At 36.7% G+C, this 25267-nt stretch carries 26 protein-coding genes; 11 read left to right on the forward strand and 15 right to left on the reverse strand.

The genetic code is table 11. The annotated features are described in order from the left end of the window. The 5 genes from HQN83_RS09475 to HQN83_RS09495 all read right to left on the reverse strand — a co-directional run bounded on the left by HQN83_RS09475 (position 1) and on the right by HQN83_RS09495 (position 3794). Positions 1 to 552: an RNA polymerase sigma factor gene (locus HQN83_RS09475; protein ID WP_173090087.1), complete on the reverse strand. Its 552-nt coding sequence runs from the start codon at positions 550 to 552 to the stop codon at positions 1 to 3. Positions 553 to 618: 66 nt separating this feature from the next. Continuing rightward, positions 619 to 1497, reverse strand: coding sequence for a lipoyl synthase (gene lipA, locus HQN83_RS09480; protein ID WP_068891398.1), 879 nt, complete (start codon positions 1495 to 1497; stop codon positions 619 to 621). 62 nt (positions 1498 to 1559) lie between these two features. Next, positions 1560 to 1892 (reverse strand): bacillithiol system redox-active protein YtxJ, encoded by a 333-nt coding sequence (gene ytxJ / locus HQN83_RS09485; protein WP_173090088.1) that lies wholly within the window; start codon positions 1890 to 1892, stop codon positions 1560 to 1562. A gap of 217 nt (positions 1893 to 2109) precedes the next feature. Then, positions 2110 to 2601, reverse strand: coding sequence for a 6,7-dimethyl-8-ribityllumazine synthase (ribH, locus tag HQN83_RS09490; RefSeq protein WP_173090089.1), 492 nt, complete (start codon positions 2599 to 2601; stop codon positions 2110 to 2112). Positions 2602 to 3125: 524 nt separating this feature from the next. Then, entirely contained in the window at positions 3126 to 3794 is a 669-nt protein-coding gene (locus HQN83_RS09495) for a tetratricopeptide repeat protein (protein WP_173090090.1), read from the reverse strand. A 238-nt stretch (positions 3795 to 4032) separates the two neighbouring features. Here HQN83_RS09495 and recF point away from each other — a divergent pair, with 238 nt between their 5' ends. Together recF and HQN83_RS09505 are read left to right on the forward strand one after the other, a co-directional pair. Beyond that, positions 4033 to 5136, forward strand: coding sequence for a DNA replication/repair protein RecF (gene recF, locus HQN83_RS09500; protein ID WP_173090157.1), 1104 nt, complete (start codon positions 4033 to 4035; stop codon positions 5134 to 5136). After that, positions 5129 to 5419 carry a DUF721 domain-containing protein gene (locus tag HQN83_RS09505; protein WP_173090091.1) on the forward strand — a complete coding sequence of 97 codons (291 nt, stop codon included), beginning with the start codon at positions 5129 to 5131 and terminating at the stop codon, positions 5417 to 5419. The genes recF and HQN83_RS09505 overlap by 8 nt, the downstream gene beginning before the upstream one ends. 20 nt (positions 5420 to 5439) lie before the next feature. On the opposite strand, the gene HQN83_RS09510 is transcribed toward HQN83_RS09505, so the two are convergent. From HQN83_RS09510 to HQN83_RS09520, 3 genes are all read right to left on the reverse strand, one after another. Continuing rightward, the gene (locus HQN83_RS09510; protein ID WP_173090092.1) at positions 5440 to 5607 is read right to left on the reverse strand and encodes a hypothetical protein; all 168 of its coding nucleotides are present in this window, start codon (positions 5605 to 5607) and stop codon (positions 5440 to 5442) included. A 50-nt stretch (positions 5608 to 5657) separates the two neighbouring features. Further along, a complete protein-coding gene (locus tag HQN83_RS09515; RefSeq protein WP_173090093.1) occupies positions 5658 to 6395 on the reverse strand; it encodes an FKBP-type peptidyl-prolyl cis-trans isomerase in 738 nt (245 codons plus the stop codon). A 390-nt stretch (positions 6396 to 6785) separates the two neighbouring features. After that, a complete protein-coding gene (locus tag HQN83_RS09520; protein ID WP_108205087.1) occupies positions 6786 to 7205 on the reverse strand; it encodes a nucleoside-diphosphate kinase in 420 nt (139 codons plus the stop codon). 190 nt (positions 7206 to 7395) lie between these two features. On the opposite strand from HQN83_RS09520, the gene HQN83_RS09525 reads away from it, so the two are divergent. The 5 genes from HQN83_RS09525 (at position 7396) to HQN83_RS09545 (ending at position 13159) form a co-directional block, all read left to right on the forward strand. After that, positions 7396 to 8406, forward strand: a complete 1011-nt coding sequence (locus HQN83_RS09525) for a DHH family phosphoesterase (protein WP_173090158.1) — start codon at positions 7396 to 7398, stop codon at positions 8404 to 8406. Positions 8407 to 8474: 68 nt separating this feature from the next. Next, complete coding sequence (locus tag HQN83_RS09530; RefSeq protein ID WP_173090094.1) at positions 8475 to 9479, forward strand: FKBP-type peptidyl-prolyl cis-trans isomerase; 1005 nt, start codon at positions 8475 to 8477, stop codon at positions 9477 to 9479. A gap of 417 nt (positions 9480 to 9896) precedes the next feature. Further along, positions 9897 to 10664 (forward strand): TatD family hydrolase, encoded by a 768-nt coding sequence (locus HQN83_RS09535; RefSeq protein ID WP_173090095.1) that lies wholly within the window; start codon positions 9897 to 9899, stop codon positions 10662 to 10664. Positions 10665 to 10666: 2 nt separating this feature from the next. Then, positions 10667 to 11683, forward strand: coding sequence for an asparaginase (locus tag HQN83_RS09540; protein WP_173090096.1), 1017 nt, complete (start codon positions 10667 to 10669; stop codon positions 11681 to 11683). Between the two features lie 54 nt (positions 11684 to 11737). Further along, positions 11738 to 13159, forward strand: a complete 1422-nt coding sequence (locus tag HQN83_RS09545; RefSeq protein WP_246254412.1) for an MBL fold metallo-hydrolase — start codon at positions 11738 to 11740, stop codon at positions 13157 to 13159. On the opposite strand, the gene HQN83_RS09550 is transcribed toward HQN83_RS09545, so the two are convergent. Further along, a complete protein-coding gene (locus HQN83_RS09550) occupies positions 13156 to 14151 on the reverse strand; it encodes an alpha/beta hydrolase (RefSeq protein ID WP_173090097.1) in 996 nt (331 codons plus the stop codon). The two genes, HQN83_RS09545 and HQN83_RS09550, sit on opposite strands and share 4 nt — an antisense overlap. Before the next feature lie 71 nt (positions 14152 to 14222). Between HQN83_RS09550 and HQN83_RS09555 the strand changes: the two genes are divergently transcribed. Beyond that, entirely contained in the window at positions 14223 to 15194 is a 972-nt protein-coding gene (locus HQN83_RS09555) for a polyprenyl synthetase family protein (RefSeq protein ID WP_173090098.1), read from the forward strand. 13 nt (positions 15195 to 15207) lie between these two features. Beyond that, entirely contained in the window at positions 15208 to 16653 is a 1446-nt protein-coding gene (locus HQN83_RS09560) for a M28 family peptidase (protein WP_173090099.1), read from the forward strand. A gap of 187 nt (positions 16654 to 16840) precedes the next feature. Here the strand turns inward: HQN83_RS09560 and creD are convergent, their stop codons facing one another. From creD to HQN83_RS09585, 5 genes are all read right to left on the reverse strand, one after another. Then, positions 16841 to 18208 carry a cell envelope integrity protein CreD gene (gene creD / locus HQN83_RS09565; protein WP_173090100.1) on the reverse strand — a complete coding sequence of 456 codons (1368 nt, stop codon included), beginning with the start codon at positions 18206 to 18208 and terminating at the stop codon, positions 16841 to 16843. 53 nt (positions 18209 to 18261) lie between these two features. Continuing rightward, positions 18262 to 18564: a winged helix-turn-helix domain-containing protein gene (locus HQN83_RS09570; RefSeq protein ID WP_173090101.1), complete on the reverse strand. Its 303-nt coding sequence runs from the start codon at positions 18562 to 18564 to the stop codon at positions 18262 to 18264. Further along, positions 18561 to 19181, reverse strand: coding sequence for a hypothetical protein (locus HQN83_RS09575; protein WP_173090102.1), 621 nt, complete (start codon positions 19179 to 19181; stop codon positions 18561 to 18563). Before HQN83_RS09575 ends, HQN83_RS09570 begins: the two co-directional genes overlap by 4 nt. 75 nt (positions 19182 to 19256) lie before the next feature. Further along, positions 19257 to 19898, reverse strand: coding sequence for a DUF47 domain-containing protein (locus HQN83_RS09580; RefSeq protein ID WP_173090103.1), 642 nt, complete (start codon positions 19896 to 19898; stop codon positions 19257 to 19259). A 67-nt stretch (positions 19899 to 19965) separates the two neighbouring features. Then, positions 19966 to 20730 carry a DeoR/GlpR family DNA-binding transcription regulator gene (locus HQN83_RS09585; protein ID WP_173090104.1) on the reverse strand — a complete coding sequence of 255 codons (765 nt, stop codon included), beginning with the start codon at positions 20728 to 20730 and terminating at the stop codon, positions 19966 to 19968. Between the two features lie 144 nt (positions 20731 to 20874). Here HQN83_RS09585 and HQN83_RS09590 point away from each other — a divergent pair, with 144 nt between their 5' ends. Then, a complete protein-coding gene (locus HQN83_RS09590; RefSeq protein ID WP_173090105.1) occupies positions 20875 to 22440 on the forward strand; it encodes a glycerol-3-phosphate dehydrogenase/oxidase in 1566 nt (521 codons plus the stop codon). A 42-nt stretch (positions 22441 to 22482) separates the two neighbouring features. Here the strand turns inward: HQN83_RS09590 and HQN83_RS09595 are convergent, their stop codons facing one another. Then, positions 22483 to 23631: a fatty acid desaturase family protein gene (locus tag HQN83_RS09595; RefSeq protein ID WP_173090106.1), complete on the reverse strand. Its 1149-nt coding sequence runs from the start codon at positions 23629 to 23631 to the stop codon at positions 22483 to 22485. A 176-nt stretch (positions 23632 to 23807) separates the two neighbouring features. Between HQN83_RS09595 and HQN83_RS09600 the strand changes: the two genes are divergently transcribed. After that, a complete protein-coding gene (locus tag HQN83_RS09600) occupies positions 23808 to 24821 on the forward strand; it encodes a LacI family DNA-binding transcriptional regulator (protein ID WP_173090107.1) in 1014 nt (337 codons plus the stop codon). Positions 24822 to 25267: the final 446 nt, after the last annotated feature.

A 25267-nucleotide genomic window follows, 5' to 3' on the forward strand; every position in this document is an offset into this window, starting at 1 on the left:
TTAATTGAAATGCTTTCTTAATTCCATAATAGCCATTCTGATACGCGTTTTTACGGTACCTAATGGTAAATTTAGTTCTTCTGCCGTTTCCACATGTGTATATCCCTTAAAATACACCATATTTAGTACATCATTAAATTCTGGCTTGAGCGCAGTAACCATATCTTTAATACCCAGAATATCCGCATTAAAGGTAACTTCTTTTTGTGCGTCAATGAAATCTACGTTATTTTCTATATCTTGGTTTTTACTGGAGTTTTTAAAATCTTTTGAACGTACCTTATCGATAGATAAGTTGCGTGCAATGTTCATCATCCATGTAAATAGTCGGCCCTTAGTACTGTCGTAGCTATCTGCCGAATTCCATATTTTTATAAAGGTTTCTTGTAACAGATCTTCGGCTACCTCAGTTTGCTCAATAATTCTTGAGATAACACCTAGCAATGCACCAGAGTACATATCATACAAAGCCTGAATAGCAATAGTATCCCGATTTTTCAGTTTACTAACTAGCTCTTCTTCAGATAGCGATATTTTTTTTGTAGTTGCCAATGGTTTGCTAATATACAGAAACTACAACAAGATGAAAGGAGTATTTGTTTTTTTATTAACCGGCAGTTAAAAATCAAACAAATGCTTTTCAGCATGATAAGAAGAACGTACCAACGGGCCGCTTTCTACATACCTTAAGCCTTTAGCTAATCCTATTTCTTTGTATTTAGCAAACTGATCAGGGTGGATCCAGTCTACCACAGGGTGATGGTTGCGTGTAGGTTGCAAATATTGGCCAAGGGTTAAAATATGAACCCCATTTGCTACCAGATCATCCATAGCCTCTAAAACATCATCCTCTGTTTCTCCTAAGCCAAGCATAATACCTGTTTTAGTTCTTAATCCAAATTCTGAGATACGTTTTAGGCACTCTAAGCTTCTGTCGTATTTTGCCTGGATGCGGACTTGTTTGGTTAATCGTCTAACGGTTTCTACGTTGTGCGACATCACCTCAGGTCTTTCTTCCAAAACGCGGTATAAGTTATCCCATACGCCTCTGAAATCAGGAATCAGTGTTTCAAGTGTAGTCTCAGGACTTTCTCTTCTGATGGCTTGTAGTGTTTCAGCCCAGATAATAGAACCGCCGTCTTTTAAATCATCTCTGTCAACAGAAGTAATAACACAATGTTTTACCTGCATTAATTTAACAGAGTTAGCAACACGGTTAGGCTCGTCTAAATCAACAGCCAAAGGTCTGCCTGTAGCTACAGCACAAAATGAGCAGGAGCGAGTACAGATATTTCCAAGAATCATAAAGGTGGCAGTACCTGCACCCCAGCATTCACCCATATTTGGGCAATTACCGCTTTCGCAGATCGTATGGAGCTTGTGTGTATCTACAAGGCTACGAACTTGTGCATATTCTTTACCTACAGGAAGCTTTACTCTAAGCCAATCTGGTTTACGTTGTACTGGGTTTTCTGAAACAACCGGAAGTGCGATCATGGGGCAAAGTTAAGCAATAGGTTTGAATTGTTGCAAAACTGAAATGTTTGAATGGTGTAATGTTATTCTTTTATCACTTCTGCAACTTCATCAGCAGAGATATCGCTATGAGAAGCATCCAAAATACAATCGCCATTTTTAATCAATAAGATTTGAGGTGACTCATGATGTACCTGGAAGGTCTCAGCTATTTGTGCTGAAATATCTCTGTAGCTGATTAGATCTAAAAAATATAGGGAGGTATCAGCCGGTATTGCTTCCCAGTCCAATTCAAAACGTCTTTTAGCCATTGAGCTAACTGAACAACGGGTGCTGTGTTTAAATATTAAACTATAACCCTCTTTTTGTTGTATTTCGCTGATTTGAGTTAAATCAGTAATGTTTTTCCACTGCATCTAATATCTTTCTAAAGTTTAGCCTTAGTTATCATCTTCTTCTTTTGCCTTCCGGATACGAATTGTAAGCGGGACAAATCTTGTTAGAACATGCTTCTAAAACAGATATGGCAAAAAATACGCCGAGTAATAAAATAGCTACTTTCTTCATCTGTATGAATCTTTAATTGATATATTCTTCTAATCTACACCTTTTGAAGAAAGTATCAAAGTAATTTTAGACTGTAGCCGATAGCTCAGCCATTTTTAATGCGGTAATAGCGGCTTCATCACCTTTATTTCCGTGTTTACCACCTGCTCTGTCTATCGCTTGTTGTTGATCATTGGTGGTTAAAACACCAAAAATAACAGGTTTGCTATGTTTAACACTTACCTGAGTGATACCATTTGCAACTGCATCACAAATAAAATCAAAGTGTTTAGTGTCTCCCTGAATTACGCAGCCAAGACAAATAACAGCATCAAGATCTTTGTGTTTTTGTAAAAGAAGATCGGCTGCGGATGTTAATTCAAAACTGCCGGGTACAGCAATTGAAAGGATATTCTCCTCAGCAACGCCATGTTTAACTAGTGTTTCTAACGCGCCATTGTACAGGCTTCCGGTAATTTCTGCATTCCATTCTGCTACTGCTATCGCTATTTTATAAGCGCTTCCATTCGGTACTGTTGTATGAGAAAAATCAGACAGGTTTTTTAATTGTGTTGCCATGCGGCAAATTTAGGGAAAATTCATAAAAGTTTTTTAATTGAAAAGTAATGATCTGCTAATTCATTAAAGCATCTGTTCTGTTGTAAGCCAGGAGTTTTTCTTGGGTTTTTAGAGGCTTCTGTTATTGGGGCCTTGATAGGGCTTTGCTAGGGCCTTGGTAGGGCCAATCGCCCTAATAACGCCCTAATAATTCCCCAGCATTGTTTAAGCAAAGGTTCTTCAAAATAAGGGATTTGTTATTCTGAGAGCCTGGCATTAGAAGAAATGCAAAAAGTGGTAATGACATTTTTTTTAATCGATCGTCCTTATTTAGTCAATCGTTATCCTGAATTTATTTCAGGACCTCGCACTAGCAAGGCATTCTTTCTCTTGAGAGGCTCTAATTTTTTCTTGAGGGGTGCTGATTTTCTCTTGAGGGGTCCTGAAATAAATTCAGGATGACGATCGATTAAATAAGGACAATCGATTAAACAAAAAAGGCCAGTACAGAATGTACCGGCCTTTTGTATAAAAGTTGTGATGACTTATTTTACTTGTGCTTCTGCACGGGCAATATATTCGTCAATCATTTGTGCTTCCTGACTTTGAGGATACTGAGTTTTGATCTTAGTATACGCTTCAGCAGCATCTTTATATTCTTTTTGAACTTCATAAACTAAACCAAGTTTTTTAAGGAACAATGGAGAAGTAAATTTGTTGCTCGCTTTATCAGCTGCTTTTTTATAGTAAGTGATTGCTTGTTTGTAATCTTTTAGCTCGCTATATGCATCACCAAGTAAACCTAAAGCTAAAGGATCTGCAACAGGGCTTCCTGTTTCAGAATATTTGCCTAAAGACTCAATCGCTTTTTGGTATTCACCTTTACGTAAATAGATACCACCTAAATAAAGATTAGCTAGGTTAGCAGATTTAGTATTTGCATACTCATCAGCAATTTTTTCAAATCCTGGGTAACCGCCTTCGCCGTTTATAGCTTTGCTGGCTAATGAGTCAACTCCTAAGAATTGCTCTGCTTTATACATTTTAGCTGAAGCTTCTTCCGCTCTGTTTTTTAAATAAACACTCTGATACCAGATGTAAATTCCAATTAGTACAATGATAGCACCTGCAATGAACAAAAGGCTTTTCGAGTTTTCTTGTAAAAAAGAACCCTTTCTTACCGGTTGATTTATTTCTTTTTCTGTTGTGGACATTTTATTTAAAAAAATTAAGGACTGCAAAAATACATTTTTACATTAAAGTATCAACCCCTTTTTTGAGTATTTAAATAAACTTTAATGAACTGAGCGTTAATTAGAACCGACCGATGGTTTAATATCTTAATCTAACGTAGTAACAGACCATCAAAAACGCCAAAGTTTGTGGGTAAATAAATAGGTTAACATCAGCCTGATTTAACAAAGCTAAACGGTAACTTTGGCTACTGATAATATGTGGTTAAAAAATATTACACTTCTCAATTTTAAGAACTACGCAGATGCGAGTATTAGTTTTTCGAAAACAGTAAATGCGTTTGTTGGAAATAATGGCGCCGGTAAAACTAATTTGCTGGATGCAATACATTATTTGTGCCTTTGCAAGGGTTATTTTAATCCAATAGATAGTCAGCAGATTAAAACAGCCGAAGATTTATTTTTAATACAAGGCGATTTTGATCGTAAGGAAAAGAATGAAAAAATTACCTGTGGGGTAAAAAGAAATCAGAAAAAGCAGTTTAAAAGAAATAAAAAGGAATACGATAAACTGGCTGATCATATAGGATTGTTCCCTTTGGTAATGATTTCTCCATATGATACGAATATCATTACCGATGGGAGTGAGGAACGTAGGCGTTTTATGGATAATGTGATTTCACAAACAGATACACATTATTTGGATGAGCTTATTCTTTATAACCGTCATTTGTTAAATCGGAATGCGCTATTTAAGCAGATAGCAATAACCAGAAGCTATGATCCGACTCTACTGGAGATTTATAATGAGCAGTTGGTTCAATCAGGCATGAAGATATTCGCCAAAAGAAAGCAGTTTATGCTTGATTTTATTCCCCTGTTTGATAAGTATTATCAGTTTTTAACAGAGGATAATGAGCAGGTAAGTTTACAATACCAAAGTCAGCTAATTGATACCCCTTTTGAACAATTGCTAGCACAATCTATAGAAAAGGATAAGATTTTAGAAAGAACTACCACTGGAATTCATAAAGATGAACTGTTATTTACCATTACAGGAATGCCTTTAAAGAAGTTCGGTTCTCAGGGACAGCAGAAATCGTTTTTAATTGCATTGAAATTGGCTCAATATACTTATCTTCAGGAACATAAAGGGTTTAAGCCTTTGCTGTTGCTAGATGATATTTTTGATAAACTGGACGATAGGAGGATGCACAAACTAATGGAGTTGGTGTCTCATCAGGACTTTGGACAGATTTTTATAACAGATACAGGAAGAGAGAGAGTTTTGGCATTATTTAATAAGATAAATGTGCCGGTAACATTATTTGAAGTAATTAACGGATCAGTAAATCATGCGTAAACCTAAAGATATTACCTTAAAAGAAGGTATTGGTAAATTACTTAATGTATACAAATTAAAGGGGCGGTTTGATGAGACTTCTGTAGTAGCTTTTTGGCCAGAGTTAATGGGCAAGGCGGTTGCAAACAGAACTACACAAATTTATATAGCACATAAAAAGTTGTTTGTAAGGATTGAATCATCAGTGGTTAAAAATGAATTGCTGATGGTTAGGGCCGGCATCATTCAAAAAATTAATGAACGTGCCGGCTCCGAAGTGATTACAGATATTGTATTTCTGTAGTAGTTTTGTTTGTACTTGCTTTAAAATATTCTACTGATCAGCCAAATGATTAGTGCCAGAACCAGAACAACAACGATTACCCCCGTCATTACACCTGCCTTAAAAATTCCTTCAATTAATTTACAGCTGGTTAATGTGGTTGTTAGAAATACTATAATTGCAAGTGGAAAAAATCTTTTGGTCATCATAAGCTTTCTGTTTTATTACTTAACAAAATCTTACGCCAATGGTTTTATATTTACTTTCCGTTTACCTTAAGTAGTTCAATTTCAAATACAAGTGTGCTGTAAGGAGGGATGTCCTGACCTGCTCCACGCTCGCCATAGGCAAGGTTATATGGGATAAAGAATTTGTATTTTGAACCTGCAGGCATTAATTGTACGCCTTCAGTCCAGCCGGCAATTACACCATTTAAAGGGAATGATATAGGCTCATTTCTGTCGTAAGAGCTGTCAAATTGTTTTCCGTTTAACAAAGTACCTTTGTAATGCACAAGTACAGTATCTGTAGCTTTAGGCATAATGCCAGTACCTTTTGTAATAACCTGGTATTGTAATCCGCTTGCTGTTACCTGAACTCCTGGTTGTTTCTTGTTGTTTTCCAGAAATGTTGATCCTTCTGCAATTGCAGGTCCGAATTTCTTTTTACTTAAAGTTGCAAACAGATTATTGATGGCAGCTTGTGATGCTGGTGTTGTAAGCGCAAATGGCTTTTCGTTGAAAGCATCCTGAAGACCTTTTACAAACAAGTCGTAATTAAGAGCATTCAAGCCATCTTTTTTCATATTAGAGGCCATTGTTATTCCAAAAGAATAACTAGCTGAATCCAGTGTAGTTTTGAAAGTAGGTGCTGAGATTGGTTTTTTTGTGCTTTTAGCAGCAGGTGCTTTTTTTGCAGGGGTAGTTTTTTTGCTTGTTTGAGCGAGTGCTGCAACAGAGCATAATGGTAATAAAAGTGCGATTGCGATCTTCTTCATTTTAATAAATTTGTTCCGAAAGGTACAAACTTTATAAAAAAATAAGCACCTTTTTTTGAGGTGCTTATTTTAATACGGTCGTCATCCTGAATTTATTTCAGGATCTCGAACATGCTATTCAAACCTTGCTTAAACGAGATCCTGAAATAAATTACCAATGACAAAGAGGTTATTCTGCTCGTTGTGTATAGCGGTCGTCATGCCGCTGAAGAGCGGTATCTCGCACTAGCGAGGCTTCCCTTCTCTTGCGGGGTCCTGAAATAAATTCAGGATGACGACCGAGTATACAAAATTGTCATTGCCACTTTTTTGCATTCTTTCGAATGCTAGGCTCTCAGGATGCCGATAGGCATAAAGGATGCATATCCAGATTAATGATGAAAACGGGTCTTAGAAACGCTCTGCAGCGGTGAAAAAGAAATCACCTTCGATAGCAGCATTCTCGTTAGAATCTGAACCATGAACAGCGTTTGCATCAATAGATTTAGCATATTTATTACGGATAGTACCTTCAGCTGCTTCTGCAGGGTTGGTAGCACCAATAAGAGTTCTGAAATCTTCGATAGCGTTATCTTTCTCTAAAATAGCAGCAACGATAGGTCCTGAAGACATGAAGCTTACTAAATCAGCATAAAAAGGACGTTCTTTATGTACTTCGTAAAATTTACCAGCAGTTTCAGGCGTTAATTGAGTGTATTTTAATGCGATGATTTTAAAGCCAGCTGCAGTTATATCATTAATAATTGCACCGATATGCCCATTTGCAACAGCATCAGGCTTGATCATGGTAAAAGTTCTGTTCGTTGTCATTTTATTTATTTCAATTTTTTTGCAAAATTACGTTTTATACTGTTAATATTAAAGTTTGAAACTTAGATATAATCCGTACTGCGTAAAACAATTACAGCGATCTCTCCGCAGGGTTAAAATAAATAGATTTACAGAAGAAATATAATAGGTTCAATTAATCATTAAATCATTAGCTTTGCGACCGAAAATTATGTTGTCCATTTCAGAAATAAAGTCGTTGCTGGCTACGCCGCAAAAAATAGTAATCACTACTCATCATAAACCTGATGGGGATGCAATGGGTTCCTCTTTGGGGCTATATGCGTATTTGATTCAGCTTGGGCATCATGTAAAGGTGATTACCCCAACTGACTATCCGTATTTTTTGCACTGGCTTCCTAACAATTCTGATGTGATCATTTATACAGAGCAACCAGAGCAATCTGCTGAATTGGTTGCAGAAGCAGCAATGATTTTTTGTCTTGATTTTAACAGTCTTACCAGAATTAATGAATTAGGTGAGTTAGTTAGAGCTTCAGATGCCTATAAATTAATGATAGATCATCATCTGGAACCTGAAGATTTTGATGATTATCGTCATTGGAGTATTAGTGCATGTGCAGCAGCTCAGTTAGTTTATGAGTTTATTGTAAATGAACTGGGAGATGGAGCAAGGATGAATAAAGACATCGCCACTTGTTTGTATACTGGTATAATGACGGATTCGGGCTCTTTTCGGTTCCCTTCGGCAACATCAGATGTATACCGCATGGCTGCCGATTTAATTGACTTAGGTGCTGAGCACTGGAGGATTCATCAGCTGGTATATGATAATGCGACTGAAAACAGACTGAGGTTTTTGGGTCATTGTATAAGTAACAAGTTAGAGATTTTCAGAGAGTTTAATACAGCAATTATTTCCGTTACCAAGGAGGAATTAAATAAATTTAACATTGCTACAGGTGATACAGAGGGGATAGTAAACTATGCGCTGTCTATAAATGGGATCAGACTTGCTGCATTTATTATTGAAAGAACTGATAAAGTTAAATTATCTTTGCGCTCCACCGGCGATTTTCCTGCTAATGAGATTTGTAAGAAATACTTTAACGGCGGTGGACACAGAAACGCTGCAGGTGGGGTGTCGGATAAGAATTTAGAAGATACAATAGAACAGTTTAAATCTGTATTGATAGAATATAAAACCCAATTGTTACAATAAACAGGGGCAACCCTTTTAAGTATAATTAAAAAGTATAAATAGAAACCAAAAATAATTTATAAAACCACATGAAGAAAGGTATAGTAATTCTTTTCGCAGCAACATTAGGATTAGCTGCTTGTAACAACTACAAAAAAGGACCGGGCGGTTTGATGTATCAAATACACAAATCTGGAGGAGCTGAAAAAATTAAAGAAGGCGATATTGTTAAGATTAACTTTATCCAAAAAACTGAAAAAGATTCAACAATTGTAAGTACGTTCGATTTAGGTCAGCCGCAAATATTTCCAGTAGGAAAAAAAGCTTATGAGGGTGATATGAACGATGTACTTTATTTATTTGGTGAAGGTGATAGTGCAACATTTAAGTTAAATCTTGATACTATGGCTAAGCATTCTGGTCAGCCAAAACCACCAGCAAATGCAAAAGATACTTACATGGTGTTTACTGTTAAAATTGAAAAAGTATTGAAAAAAGCTGCTGGCGAAGCAGATTCAACTTTCCAAAAGAAAGCTCAGGAGTTTTTCCAAAAAGATTACCAGGCTACTATTGCTAAAGCAAAAGATTCTGAAGCAGGTAAGATTAAAAAATTCATTGAGGATAATAGCCTTAAAACTCAAACTACTGCATCTGGTTTACATTATGTAATCAATACTCCAGGTAGTGCACAAAAACCAGTTGCGGGTGATACAATCATGTTAAACTACACTGGTAAATTGCTTACTAAAAAAGCAAACGGTAAAGACAATATTTTTGATACTTCTATCGAATCTGTTGCTAAAGAAGCTGGAAAATATAACGCTATGGCAAAATATGCTCCACGTCCGTTTACTATCGGTGCTGCAATCCCAGGATTTGACGAAGCTTACCAATTAATTGGTAAAGGTGGAAAAATCACTGTAATCATTCCTTCGGTATTAGGTTACGGAGAAGGTGGTCAGCCACAAGCTGGAATCGCTCCTTTCTCTCCTTTATGTTTTGAAATTGAAGTTGTAGATATTAAAAAACCTTCAGCTCAAGCTGGTGCAACTATTGCTCCAATAGCTCCTGCTGCTCCTGCAACTAAAAAATAATAAGTAGACTGTAAAAACAGTCGAATAAAAAAGAGCCTTTATCATTAAATTGATAAGGCTCTTTTTTTATACAGTCGTCATCCTGAATTTATTTCAGGACCCCTCACTAGCAAGGCTTTCTTTCTCTTTAGTGATCCTGAAATAAATTCAGGACGACGAAAAGATTCATGATATTGACTTTGTTTAATTGCTCCCCCCTTTAAAAGCCCTCTGTCGATTCCTAAAAAAGCTATAAGACCCCCCGCATTTTCTAACTTGACAGACTCAACTCAGACTCTCCTTAGACTCAGGTCAGACTCTGTTAGACTATTGTCTAATATGATACAATATTTATGCTGAATAGAGCTGGGACTTAATCCTTTTTGGATAGGCTTTCAGTTGTTGTCAGCTTACTGTTGTTTTTTATTAACTTTGCTCATGCTTTTAACAGATACCCACACGCACCTGTATTACGAAACAGACGAGGAAAAACAAGCTTTGCTAATGCAGCGCTGCCTTGATAATAATGTAGGACGATTATTTTTACCTAATGTTGATATCGCATCAATTGCCAGTATAGATGCAATGGTAAAGAAATATCCTAAAAACTGTTTTGCTATGGCAGGACTTCACCCTTGTGAAGTTAAAGAGGATTATGAGTTGGTACTGGATGAAATTTGCCAGAGTATTGTCGACAGAGAAATCTATGCGATAGGGGAGATAGGGATTGATTTGTACTGGGATAAAAGCACCTTAGAAATTCAGAAAACGGCATTTGTAGAGCAGATTAACTGGGCTAAAGATCTTGATTTGCCTATTGTGATTCACTGCAGAGAAGCCTTTGATGAAGTTTTTGAAGTGCTTGAACAAGAAAAAGGCGAAAAATTAAGAGGTATTTTTCATTGTTTTACAGGAAATTTGGAGCAAGCTAAGCAGGCTATAGATCTTGGCTTTTATCTGGGTATTGGAGGTGTTGTAACCTATAAAAAATCAGGATTAGATGAGGTGTTAATGAATATTCCACTAACAAATGTTGTTTTGGAAACAGACTCTCCTTATTTAGCACCGGTTCCTTTTAGAGGAAAACCTAATGAAAGCAGCTACCTTATTCATGTTGCAGAGCGCTTAGCAGAGATTTACAATACAAGTATTGAAGAAATTGCCTCAGTAACTACAGCAAACTCTATCAGCGTTTTTAAAGTTTAATAATGACTAAAATACTTATCATATATACAGGTGGTACCATAGGGATGGTTAATGACCCGGTAACAGGTACGTTAATCCCTTTTGATTTTAAGCAGATTCAACAAAATGTTCCGGAGCTTAAACGACTGAACTATGATCTTGATGTGTATTCTTTTGATCCAATTCTGGATTCTTCTAATATGACACCAGAGATTTGGGCTGATCTTGCACAACTGATTTGCGATAAATATGAGGAGTTTGATGGTTTTGTGATTTTGCACGGATCGGATACGATGGCTTTTACCGCATCTGCTTTAAGCTTTATGTTAGAGAATCTTGGAAAGCCAGTAGTGCTTACCGGCTCTCAGCTTCCTATCGGGGAAATCAGGACGGATGCTAAAGAGAATTTAATTACAGCTCTTGAAATAGCTGCCACTAAGAATTCTGGAAAAGCAATGATTCCGGAAGTATGTATATATTTTGATTACCAATTGTTTAGGGGTAACAGGTCTATAAAATATAACGCCGAAAAATTTGAAGCTTTCAGATCGCCAAATTATCCGGTTTTGGCAGAAGCAGGCGTAACGCTTTCTTTTTTCAAGAATTATATTTTGCCACAGCCAGAGAAAGCAATAAAGGTGAATTTGAAATTCAATCCAAATATTGGGGTGCTTAAATTGTATCCTGGCATTTCGCCACAGGCGGTTAAAGCAATAACCAATTCGCCGGTTGATGCTATAATTATGGAAACATTTGGTTCAGGAAATACAACTACAGCTGAATGGTTTATTGAATGTCTGCAAAAGGCAATCGATAAAGGCAAGCTGATCGTTGATATTACTCAATGTCAACGTGGTTCTGTTGAACTTGGGATGTACCAAACCAGTAAACAGTTACAACAAATGGGAGTGATAAGTGGTTATGATATGACTTTTGAGGCCACCACTACTAAATTAATGTACCTAATGGGGCAAGGACTGGAGAGAAATGAACTGGTACGTTTAATAGAACAGCCTTTAAGAGGCGAATTAACTGTTTAAAGTAAATTTGCGGCGTAGGTTTTTAGCTGGAAGATTATAATCTTAAATTTGTATATGGGAATGAATATTGAGCAGATTTATACGGGTTGTTTGGCCGAAGCGGCTTACTATATTGAAAGTAATGGGGAGGCGGCTATAATAGATCCTTTGCGCGAAGTTGAACCGTATCTAAAGAAAGCTGAGAAAGATAATGCTAAAATAAAGTACATCTTTGAGACTCATTTTCATGCAGATTTTGTATCCGGGCATGTTGATTTGGCCGAGAAATCGGGCGCTGAAATTGTATATGGACCCACTGCTAAAACTTCCTTTAAATCTCATATTGCTACAGATGGTGAGCAATTTAAAATTGGAGATTTAACGATTACTACCTTACACACACCTGGTCATACACCGGAATCTACAACTTATTTGTTAACTGATAAGGACGGCAAAGCTTATTGCATTTTTACTGGAGATACTTTATTCATCGGTGATGTTGGTAGGCCTGATTTAGCTCAGCAAGGTTCTTTAACTGTTGAGGATATGGCTGGTACTTTATACGATTCATTGCATAACAAGATATTAACCTTGCCCGATGATGTACTGGTTTATCCTGCACATGGCGCTGGTTCTGCTTGTGGTAAGAACATGAGTAAAGAAACTTTTGATACTCTTGGGCATCAAAAGGAAGTGAATTATGCACTAAAAGCAGCAACAAAAGAACAGTTTATAGAGGAGGTTACAAACGGTATTTTACCTCCACCACAGTATTTTGCTAAAAATGCTGCTATGAATAAACATGGTTATGAGAGTTTTGATGAGGTTTATGAAAAAGGATCTACTCCTTTAGCCCCAAATGAATTTGAAGCGATGGTTAATCATACAGGAGCTTTGATTCTTGACACCAGAGATCCTCAGGCGTTTGCCAAGGGCTTTATCCCCTCATCAGTAAATATTGGGCTTAATGGGCAGTTTGCTCCATGGGTAGGGGCTTTAATAACAGATTTGAAGCAACCCCTATTGCTAATTGTTGAAGAGGGAAAAGAAGAAGAGGCTATTACACGCTTAGCTCGTGTAGGATATGATAATACTATTGGCTATTTAGAAGGCGGTATTGCTGCCTGGGCTGCTAGTGGAAAGGATGTAGATACGATTACTTCTATTTCTGCGGATGCTTTTGAGGATATCGTTAATGAAAATCCAAATGTTAATGCACTTGATGTTAGGAAGCCGGGAGAGTATGAGGCAGAGCATTTAGAAAACACTTTAACTCGTCCGTTGGACTATATTAATGAGTGGACTAAAGAAATTGATACTAAGCAAACTTATTATATTCATTGCGCTGGAGGCTATCGTTCTATGATAGCTGCCTCTATTCTTAAAGCCAGGGGAGCTGATCACGTTGTGGATATTGCAGGTGGTTACGGAGCAATTAAATCTACCGGATTAAAAAGAACTGACTTTGCTTGCCCGTCTAAAGCAATGAAGGGTTAATTTACCGTTATTTTTAGGGTTTTTGTTACGAAACCATCAATAGCTTTTTGAACGCTTTCAAGATCCTTGGACGTGATGTGCGAACCCAAAACGTGGTTGCCCCCATTAGGAATAGCTACTTTTGATTTCAAATTGGCTGGGGTCCCTAATTCGTCATACATCTTTAGCATGGCATCAACCTTTACAACGGGGTCTTGTTCCTGCTCATTTTTGTAATAATACACAAGTAGTGTTGGCTGTTTTACATTTTTGAAGGTTTCTTCGTTCATAGTAGTTTCAACTAATTCTTCTAGCTGCACTACTGATTCGAGACGGTACTGGGTGTACCAATATTTTTTGTACTCATCGGATTTACCCTTTACTACTTCTTCTTTCCCACCTCTTACTATTCTCGACATCTGCAGGCCCCAGGGATCGTTGGCAAGAAAGGCAAGCTGTTCATTAATCGCCACATTTGGCGAAATAAGAATAATGCTATAAATGTCGGGGTACGTTGCAGCAAGTTTAAGCGTCAGTGTACCTCCTGTAGAGGTGCCTACTAAAATCACTTTCTTACCAAGTCGTTTCCCTATTTCAAGCGCTTGCTTAGCACTTTCCCATAAGCGGTCGGCAGTGAAATATTCCATTGCTGAAACAGTATCTATGCCATGATCAGCTAATCGTGCGAGGTAAAGATTAGCTTTTATCTTTTTGGCGAGATTAATATGGGTAGGGTTCCCTTCTTCTTTAGAAGCTGAATAGCCATGTAAGTAAACTATAGCATACTCTGTTTGTTGTTTATTGGCTGTGTCTGCCCAAACAATCTCAGCCTCATTATTGGGTTTAATTTTATGTTTGCTTTCTATATTTTTAACATAATCTTCTAGTTGATTAACCGCAGGAACTGAAGGGAGCGTTGTTGCGTAGATCGGATGCTTTGGTTTTGGACCTAGCAGATAAACCACTATTACTAGTGCAAGTAGAGACGATAGTACTATAAATGTTGTTTTCATCTTAAACTTTTTACTAAAAGTACGCTTTTAAAGGAATTTAATTTATGTTTGCACACACATTTTTTACCTGAATGCCTGGAATAGATCAGATAAAATTACCAATAGCAAATGACATTGATGTCTTTGAAGAAAAGTTCAAAGCCTCGATGCACAGTGATGCTCCGTTATTAGACCGTATTACCCACTATATTGTTAAAAGAAAGGGTAAACAAATCCGTCCGATGTTCGTTTTTTTTGCTGCAAAACTTTGTGGGGGTATTATAGAATCTACACATCGTGGAGCTGCATTGGTAGAATTACTTCATACGGCAACACTAGTTCACGATGATGTGGTAGATAATGCCTATGAAAGAAGAGGCTTCTTTTCCATAAATGCGCTTTGGAAGAATAAAATTGCTGTTTTGGTTGGTGATTACTTGCTGGCCAAAGGCTTATTGTTATCTGTTAATAATGGTGAGTTTCGTTTGCTTCAAATAGTTTCTGAAGCTGTGAAGCAAATGAGCGAAGGTGAATTGCTTCAGATTGAGAAGGTCCGTAGAATGGATATCAGTGAAGCTTTGTATTTTGATGTAATCAGACAGAAAACTGCATCTTTAATTGCTTCTTGTTGTGCCTGTGGCGCCGCATCTGCGGGTGCAGATGATGAGACCATCGAAAAAATGCGCCTATTTGGTGAAAAGGTAGGGATAGCTTTTCAAATTAAAGATGATACTTTTGATTTTGGAACGGATGATGTTGGCAAGCCCTTAGGTATCGATATTAAAGAGAAAAAGGTTACACTACCCTTAATATATGCTTTAAATAGGGCAGAGAAGGCTGAACGGAAAAGAATGATCAACCTGGTAAAGAATCATGAAGATGATCCTAAGAAAATACAGGAAATCATTGATTTTGTAAATGCAAATGAAGGTGTACATTATGCTAATCAGAAAATGATACAATATCAGCAGGAAGCGTTTGATATTCTGCATAGTTTTGAACCAGGAGATGCCAGAACAGGTTTGGAACAGCTGGTAAGATATACTACTGAGCGTAAAAAATAATATTAGTTTTTCTATGAGAATTTCTCTCTTTTTACTTGTTTTTTGTGCCTTTATTAAAGTTAAGGCACAGGATAATTTTAGTGCTGCTTTTAATAAAATTAATACAGAGGTACAAAGTAACTCAAAGGCATACATTAATTTAAAAAATGCGACTGAATCAATCGGCCATAGATTAACAGGGTCTGCAAATGGTGAAAAGGCTGAAGAATATGCTTATAAATTGTTGGCATCTTATGGGTATGATGTGAAATTTCAACCTTTTGAGGTAGAGAGTTGGAGCCGTTTAACCAATGAAACTAAGATTGGTGGCAGTAAAGATAGCCTAACTAAAATAACATCTGTAACGCTTGCCCATTCTCCGGTAAAGGCAAATGTAATTGCTGAAATGGTTGATTTGGGTAATGGCCTGGAAGAAGATTATAAGCGAGATGCGGGAAATGTAAAAGGAAAAATTGCATTGGTGTTTTTGGGAGTGCTTCCTGGTTCTCCAGAAGGTACGCCAGCTCTTCATCGCTCTGAAAAGGCTGCGATTGCTATAAAATATGGTGCTTCAGGAATTATTATTATTAATGGAGTAAAAGGCGGAGTATTGCTTACGGGAACTGCATCTGTAACGGGTAAGTTAATTACCATACCTGCGGTTTGCATTGGTTTGGAAAATGGGATGCGAATTAAGGAGAAACTGAAAGTTCAGCAGCAATTTGCAAGTTTAAATATGACTAATTTCTCGGGAGTAATTAAAGCTAGAAATGTAATTGCGACCTTAAAGGGAACAGATTTGCCTAATGAGAAGATTGTAGTGGGTGGCCATCTAGATAGTTGGGATTTGGCTACAGGAGCTATTGATAATGGTATTGGTTCCTTTGCGATTATAGATATGGCAAGAACATATAAAGCGCTGAAACTTGAGAATAAAAGAACAGTTGAGTTTGTATTGTTTATGGGTGAAGAGCAAGGGCTGCTAGGTTCCAAAGCATATGTAGAAGCTGCAAAGCATTTAAATACGCTAGATCAGATAAAATTTATGCTGAACTATGATATGACCAATGATCCAAAGGGATTTGCTACCAGCAGAATTGAAATGAAAGACTTATTTTCTTCATGGGGTAGCCAGATTGTTAAGATAGATACAGGGTTTAAAAATATGTTTTATTCTGGGGCATGGTTGCATAGCGATCATCAGCCTTTTATGCTGCAAGGAATTCCAATAGGTGGTGGTACCGGGGGTGATTTGCCTAATAATTCAGGCCCTTATTACCATTCTGATGGAGACGTTTTTAAACTGGTTGACGAGCAAGAACTAAAAAATACAGTACGCTATAGTGCTATGCTAGTTTATGGTTTAGCAAATACTCCTGTTTTACCGGTAGAGAGGCAAAGTGAAAACGTAATAAAGAGTTTCTTAAAAGAGAATAATCTGGAAATTCCGCTAAAGATTGCCGGTGAATGGAGGTGGTAGTGATTTGATATAGTGAGGGCATCTAAAAAGGTTTTTTACTATTTAATTCTGCTCACCGTCGTCCTGAATTTATTTCAGGATCTCGCAAGTGCTATTCAAACCTGCTTAAACAAGATCCTGAAATAAATTCAGGACGACGACAATACCTTTTTTGGACACCCTCATATATTGAGAAGCGTATTGATTGCTAAATTTGGGTTGGCTCTGGCTTATTCCAGTTGATTTTAACTGAGAAATACATTAGGCAAGCTACTGTAATGAATAATCCGATACTTCCAAAAAGAAGAGCCATGTCTTGTAATTGAATGATTACATAAATGAACCCATAAAAAATGCTAAGTATAGCAGCAAAAACGAGTGCGGCTTTTTTGTTTCTTAGAAATGCCCCTATAAAAGAACTGACTAAGATAATTGTAGCAATTGAGGCTATTAGGTAAGCAAAAGCAAAACCTATCTGCTCTGTAAAAGATAATAGTAGGGTGTAGTATATAATCATAGCAGCACCTATTAGTACATATTGAAGTAAGTTGACCTTGATTTTATTTAGTAGCTCTATAAAAAATAGAGATATGAAACTTAATAGGATGATTAAGATGGAGTATTTAGCTGAACGCATCGTTTTTTGATACTGATCAACAGGCAGAAGGAATTTAACTCCAAATGTGGCTTTTTCTATATTCTGAGGAGTAAATGCATTACTTTTTCCTTCCCATTGCTGCGGAAATGGGCGGTTGAAGTTTGACATTTTCCAATTGCCGGTAAATTGCTTTTGTGTGATGTTGCGTTTTTCTGGTAAGTAGTTTCCGGTAAAGCTTGGATTTTCCCAATTTCCCGCTATATCTACTGATGTACTTTTTCCAAGATGCAGGAAGTTAAGTTCGCCACTTCCTCTCAGGTTTATGTCATAGTTAAAAGTTATTGCTGAACTTTTAGTTGTGCTTAGGTTGGCTTGCACTGCCAGACTGTTGACAAAAAGGTTTTCAGTAGCAAAGTCAGGTTCAGCGGTGTACTGTAAGTTAGCTAGTTTTATAGAAGGGTTATTCTTTAACCCCTTAAAGTCACTTAAGCCCGCTACCACCTTGACCTTGTCCCATAATATCATTTCGGGATTGATACCCGATTTCTTTAGTTCGAGCTCACTAAACTTACCGCTAATCTTAAGTGTGGTATTATAAACAACGGCATCAAATATGCCTCTGTGTAGGATTTCAGGATTAACCTGGCTGTTGATTATTAAATCTTCAGGAAGCACATAGATAGTTGATAATTGCTCTTTATAAGTGATTTTTGCATTTGCATCAATTGTTTTAACCATTGTTTTGTAAGGCAATTGCATTACTGGACTCTCTATTAATTGTGTGCGTGACCATTTTTCTGCGATTTCAGCTGTTGCTTCATCTTGGCGGGTTTCTCTTTCAGAAATGAGCATTTGAATCCAAGAAGAAGGAATAAGTAGGAGCAAGGTAAGGACTCCGATTAGAAAGAGTTTTGCGCCAACCGAGTCTAAGAGTTGACTAAAGGCTGATTTCTGTTGTGGTATTTGTAGTGTGTCCATGGTTTTGTTATTTTAAAAGTACTTTTATTTTCAAAGTAAATAGATAAAAAAAATTATATTTTTTGTTGTTTAATTAAATTTTCGAGAGCCTGAAGATGCTTAATAAAAGCAGCTCTCCCTTTTTCTGAAGCAGCATAAGTGGTATTTGGTTTTTTCCCCTGAAAAGATTTGTAAATGATAATGTAATCTTCTTTCTCCAGAGCTTTTAAATGGGACGCAAGGTTACCATCAGTTACTTCCAATAATTCTTTAAGGGAATTAAAGTCGTAATTCTCATTAGCAACCAGTACGCTCATAATCTGTAGGCGAATCCGGTTCTCAAATGCTTTGTCAAAATGATCTAACACTAATTTCACCTGTCGTATTTAAAATGCATGATAGTACCGTAAACAATATGTAGTATTCCGAATCCGATAGTCCAAAAGACAATTCCGTAACCGGGCACTAAGGTAGCAAACAAGCCTAGTATAATCTCGAGAATGCCTAACCACTTAACATCAGTATAAGTATAGGTGCTGCCTGCTACTAACGAAAGGCCATAAAATATTAAGGATGCCGGAGCAATTACACCATAGTATCCTCTAAGTAGAAGGATAAGTATAAAAATGCCTCCAGTTAATAATGGTATAGAAACACTGGTAAGTAATTTTTTGCTGCTTGGATTCCAGACATTTTGGTTTTTCTTTTTCGCTTTTCTTATAGTAAGGACAATGCATGTAGCTAATGATAGTATCAAAACTACAATGGCAATAAGAAATAGCTTCCAAAGTACTTCTTGCTCAGAAATATAATAATTACGGTATTGCAAACCACCATAGGGGCCATACACGAGATAGTAACCTAATGCGGCACCTATTAGCGCATAAATACCCGCCAGAATCCCTGATAAACCACTTAAGGAAATGAATTTAGCAGAACGTTCCATCAGATGTCTGATAGAGCTTAGTTCGGTATAGATTTCTTTCTCTTTCATAAAAGTACTTTGTGATTCAAAGTAAAGTAATAATGTTTAGATATGCAATAGCTCGAGTATTATTTTTTTAGATAATTAAGAATTTTTCACAAGAATAGCTTCAAGTGCATTAGCAGCGTCATCACACCTGTCTGTAGCCATTTCGAGTGTTTGTAGTAATTCCTTTTGCTTGATGAGTTCTATAGGGTTAGCTTCAGTTTTAAAGAGCCCGGCTACGGCGAGATTACATAATTGATCAGCCTTGCTTTCACCTTTGTATATTCTTAAACAAACATCGGATATAATGCTTTTATTTTTAAGATTCCTTAATTCTTTAAGGGCACTATCCAGATCTCTGCACATTTCTATTAGTAGCTTTGCCAGCTTGATCATTGTTTTATCAAGTTGCATAATATTGTACATTTCGATACTTATTGCAGCAGCTCGGATGTAGTCAGAAATATCATAAAGCGCACTAACTAGAGTGTGTATATCCGCTCTGCTAAAAGGTGTGATCATACTCTTACTTAGTCCTAGAAATGCGGCATGTCTGATTTTATTCCCATTTCGCTCTAGCTGTTCAATTTTTTTAATGTGCTTATTGCGGGTGTCCACATCGTTCGTGCTGAGGGCGAGTAAAAGCGTTTCTGAAATAGTAATTAGATTTTTACCAGATTGCTCAAAGAGTGGCTGAAATTTTTTGTCGTGCGGGATAAAGAATTTGAAAACGCTGTTCATAGGGCTGATGTATATAGTAAATGTACATCAGCTATATTAATCTATTGTGAACTTTAAATTAGGTCATTTAAATTATAGATATTTTAATTCCCATACCTTCCAAAGATTTAATTGTATGTTCTGAAATTCCACTATCGGTAATTATATGATCAACTTCTTCCATACCACATATTCTTCCGAAGCCTCGCTTGCCAAATTTCGTAGAATCTGCAAGGACAATTATTTTTTGCGAAGACGCTATCATTTGGCGGTTTAAATGAGCTTCAAGAGCATTGGTTGTGGTAAGTCCGAATTCTAGATCGATTCCATCTACGCCTAGGAATAGTTTGCTGCAAAAAATATTGGTTAGTACATTGTCGGAATAGGGGCCGGTAACAGACGATGAGCTTTTTCTCAATAGGCCACCTAGCTGTATCACTTCTATGTTTGAATTCTGAACAAGCTCAAGAGCAACATTTAAAGCGGATGTGATTACAGTTAATGAGCCTTTTGGTTTTATGTATCTGGCCAAAGCCAGAACAGTTGTGCCAGAAGCTATTATGATTGAGTCATTGTCTTCAATTAGCTCTGAAGCAAGAATTCCTATCCTTGTTTTCTCTGCCGATTGTAGTAGCTCTTTTTCATTTACAGGTTTATCAACAGTATATGGATTATTTAATGTTGCGCCACCATGAGTTCTGTATAAAAGATTTTTATCTTCAAGAAGTTTCAAATCCTTACGGATTGTAACAGAGGAAACATCTAGTTCTTTGCATAAACTATGAACATCAAGTGATCCGTTTACTTGAATTTTGTTTAGAATATGCTGGTGTCTTTCTACAATGTTTATCATTAGGGGTCTTTCGCTAGGATTTGTAAAAGTAAAAAATCATTTTGTTTTCATAGTAAAATAATTATGTTTAGTTTCGTTTTGTTGTCCTTTCTGTTTTAAACGAAAGTTTACGAAATATTGATGGCTTATATAAAAACAATCGAAATGATATTTAACAGGGCGGTATTTATTGAGCGTATTGAGAAACAGCAGGATTGGGATATTATCATTATAGGTGGTGGCGCTACAGGATTAGGGACCGCAGTAGATGCTGCATCCCGAGGATATAGTACATTGCTTTTGGAACAGTCTGATTTTGCGAAAGGAACATCAAGCAGAAGTACTAAACTTGTACATGGGGGTGTTAGATATTTAGCTCAGGGAGATATTGGATTGGTTTATGAGGCATTGCATGAGCGCGGCTTGCTTTTAAAGAATGCTGCTCATTTAGTGAAAGATCAGGATTTTATAATACCATGCTATTCTTGGTTTTCGAAATATAAATATTTGATAGGATTAAAGTTTTATGATCTATTGGCTGGGAAAAGTGGGTTTAAAAAATCATCTTTTCTATCAGTGGATAAGGTTTTAAAAGCAATTCCAGGGTTAAAGATCGATGGGTTAATAGGAGGTATTAGTTATAGTGATGGTCAGTTTGATGATGCCAGGCTGGCTTTGAATTTGGCTCAGACCGCTTCTGAATATGGTGGCGTGACCCTAAACTATATGAAAGTAACCGGCTTAACAAAAGAACAGAATTCAGTGAATGGGGTTACTGTTCAGGATTTGGAAAGCGGGCAGTCGTATGTTTTAAAGGCAAAAGTTGTAGTTAATGCTACGGGTGTATTTGTAGATGATATTTTAAAAATGGATACCCCAACTTGCCGACCAATTGTGAGGCCTAGTCAAGGTGCGCATGTGGTGCTTGACCATTCGTTTTTGCAAGGTAACAGCGCGTTAATGATCCCTAAAACTTCTGATGGGCGTGTATTGTTTGCCGTTCCATGGCATGGAAAAGTTCTTGTGGGAACTACTGATACACCACTTGATGAGCATAGTCTGGAACCTAAACCACTAGATCAAGAGATTGATTTTATATTAGGTACTGCAGGTAAATACCTTGTTAAATCGCCATCAAGATCTGATGTTCTGGCAACTTTTGCCGGATTAAGACCATTGGCAGCACCTGATAAAGACACCGGTAGTACTAAGGAAATTTCCAGAAGCCATAAACTTATAGTTAGCAAATCGGGTTTGATTACCATTACCGGGGGTAAATGGACCACTTATCGTAGGATGGCAATGGATGTGGTAGATAGGGCTATATCATTAGGTAAATTGATTGAAAAGAAATGTAACACTCAGAATATTAAGATTCATGGCTATACTTCAGAAATACAATCCGGTAGTTTGAGTTTATATGGGGCAGATGCTGTCGGAATAATTAACTTAATGAAAATTGAGCCAGCTTTAAAAGAGAGGCTTCATCCAGATTTTGAGTATGTTAAAGCGGAAATCATCTGGATGATTAGAAATGAGCTGGTGATGAATATAGAAGATATACTTGCAAGAAGAATGCGGCTTTTATTTCTAGATACTCGTTTAGCCTTGTTGCTTGCCCCTGCAATAGCAGAAATAATGGCAGAAGAGTTGAACAAGGATAGAAATTGGATAGATCTTCAGATTGCCGAATTTAAAGCCATTGCAAAGCAATACTTATTGAATGATTAGTTATTCCCCTCGTATTTTATTTTTTGTACTTGATTAAAGCAGCTATAAGTAAGCTGCAGAAACTTTTCTGGTAAACAAGCACGAAGACTTATTAATGTATTTATTCTCAGCATAGGTTTCTTTTCCTAGTTTGCGAAGTGTCTTATAATGGGATACCAAAGCAGCTCCAAAAGTAGAACTCTCAATATAGGGAAGACCAAACTCTGCTGCGGTCTCCTTAACTATTCCACCGATAGCAGGATAGTGAATATGACATATTTTGGGAAATAGGTGATGTTCTATTTGTCGGTTTAATCCACCACATAGGAAACCTGTTAGTTTACTGTCAATCGCAAAATTAGCTGTTGTTCTCATTTGATGCTCTGCCCAGGCCTCTTCTATATTTCCATAACTATCGGGATTTGGGAAGCTGGTACCCTCTACCACATGTGCCAATTGAAAAACAAGACCTAGTACGAGTCCTTGCGAAAATTGCATCACTAAGAAACCAATTAGAAACTGCCACCATGTGATATCAATTATCATCAAAGGAAGCACTATAAACAGAAAATAGTAGATTCCTTTGTAGAAAAAAAGCTTAAAGTATTCGATTTTTGGATGGGTTAAAACATGCTCGCCAATTTTCTTCTGGAAGAATTTTTTATAATCTTTTCTAAATACCCATGATAGCATAGCAAAGCTATAAAGTATAAAAGCATAAAAGTGTTGGTAGCGTTGAACTTTGTTAACAGTTTCAGAATCTGAGAAACGAATTAAGCCAGGAGCAACATCTATATCTTCATCATGGCCTGCAATATTGGTATAGGTATGGTGCACTATATTATGACAGATATTCCAAACATAAGGACTGGCGCCGATCAGGTTAAACACGAAACTGAATATTTTATTAATTGGTTGATAGCGTGAAAATGCCTTGTGTATTGCATCATGACAAACATTAAAACCAACAAAAGCTCCAAACATCCCCAATAGAATGGCCAGCAAAAGCATAACAGGTAGGCTTAAATTGCCTAGAAGTATTAATAGATATGTAGCTAAAAGACCAGATAGAAAGAAACATGTTTTAAACCACATTTGTCCATTGGCAAAGGTAGAAAGTTCATTTTCTGTGAAGTAGGTATCAACTCTTGAGCGTACTGTGGCATAAAATGCAGATTTATTGGCATTAGTGAACTTGACTTTCTTAGCCATGAATTATCTCCCTCTTCTTAAATAGAATATATATCCCTGTGATATTTAGCTAATGTACCATAAATATGCAAACATGGTGTAATCGCTATATTATTTAATTACGTTAATGCTATGAGTTTGGATTTTCGTCTATATTTACTGTGGATTAGTGATTCTATATAAATCATTAAAATTGGATGGATAACGTTAATATTAAGCAATTAGCTAAGGCACTAAATTTATCAACGTCAACAGTTTCAAGAGCTTTTAGAGATAATAGCGACATTAATAAAGAAACTAAGGAGCGTATATTGGCGATGGCTAAAGAACTGAATTATCAGCCCAATCATTACGCAAGTAATTTAAGAGAGCAGCGCAGTAAAACTATTGCGGTGATTGTTCCAGAGTTAGCTAATAACTTCTTTTCTCAAGCCATACATGGTATAGAACGGATTGCCCGTGATAAAGGGTATCATATATTGATTTATGCTACAGATGATGTATACGAGAAAGAAGTCTCTTTTATTAGGCATTTGCATAATGGGAGAGCTGATGGGATCATTATGTCTGTATCTGGAGAAGCAAATGATCATAATTATCTGAATGAATTGACCCAGAAACGACTCCCTTTGGTCTTCTTTGATAGGGTTTATGAGGATATCATCACACCAAGGGTAATCACGAATGACTATGACAGTAGCTTTGCGGCTACCCAGCACCTTATTAAGCAAGGGTGTAAACAAATTGCTTACCTTGTAATCAACAAGAACTTGTCTATTGGTAAATTCAGGATGCAGGGATATATTGATGCACTTTTGAAATATAATATTCCATATGATGATCGTTATGTGATAGATTGTACAAATAGCTATAATAAAAATAATGTGATCTTAAAGCAGATGCTAGCCGAGCTAAAGCCAGATGGAGTATTTACCTCTGTAGAAAGATTGGCTTTTGCTACTTATTACGCTTGTTATGATTTAAACATAGCTGTGCCTGAGCAATTAAAGGTTATCGGCTTTTCAAGTTTGGAAATTGCGCCCTTGTTAAATCCATCTTTAACAACAATTACTCAGCCTGCAACTAAAATTGGTATGGAAGCTGCGAATCTTTTATTTAAAATGCTCGAATCACCAGAATCAGTGGATCCTAATGAACAGATTGTGTTGAACTCAAAGCTGATTAAAAGACGTTCTACTGAAACAAGTTAAGAGTGTTGATTTCTTCCTCTCTAACAACACCTTTTATCCTAAGTTTTTTTAGTTTTAATACTTATTTTTTTTGGGAATCATTGATATAGAAAATCAATAATTTTAGCAGGTAAAAATAGGTCTTTTCTAGTGGTTAAAAATAGTCGGTTTTGAAAAATAATTCTGATGATTTTCTGATTTCACGCAGAATTTCTCTTCCCTTGCTTAGTAAGTTTTACAAAATACTTCAAAAGTGTCGGGAACGTTCCCGGGATCGTTCCCGAAAAACCGAGAGAAAAGTGATAAGTGTATTTTATACACTTGTTTTATTGATTTTGTTTTTTAATAACCTTATTTTAAGTTACTTATGTGTTTTTTATTTGGTTTTTTGAAAAATCGACTTGCAAATTTATTTGCCTTTTTTTGATGTTTTGAAGTATAAAATATGGCGTCAAAAAAAAATATGA

Source organism: Pedobacter foliorum, from assembly GCF_013266735.1.
Lineage (GTDB): Bacteria > Bacteroidota > Bacteroidia > Sphingobacteriales > Sphingobacteriaceae > Pedobacter > Pedobacter foliorum.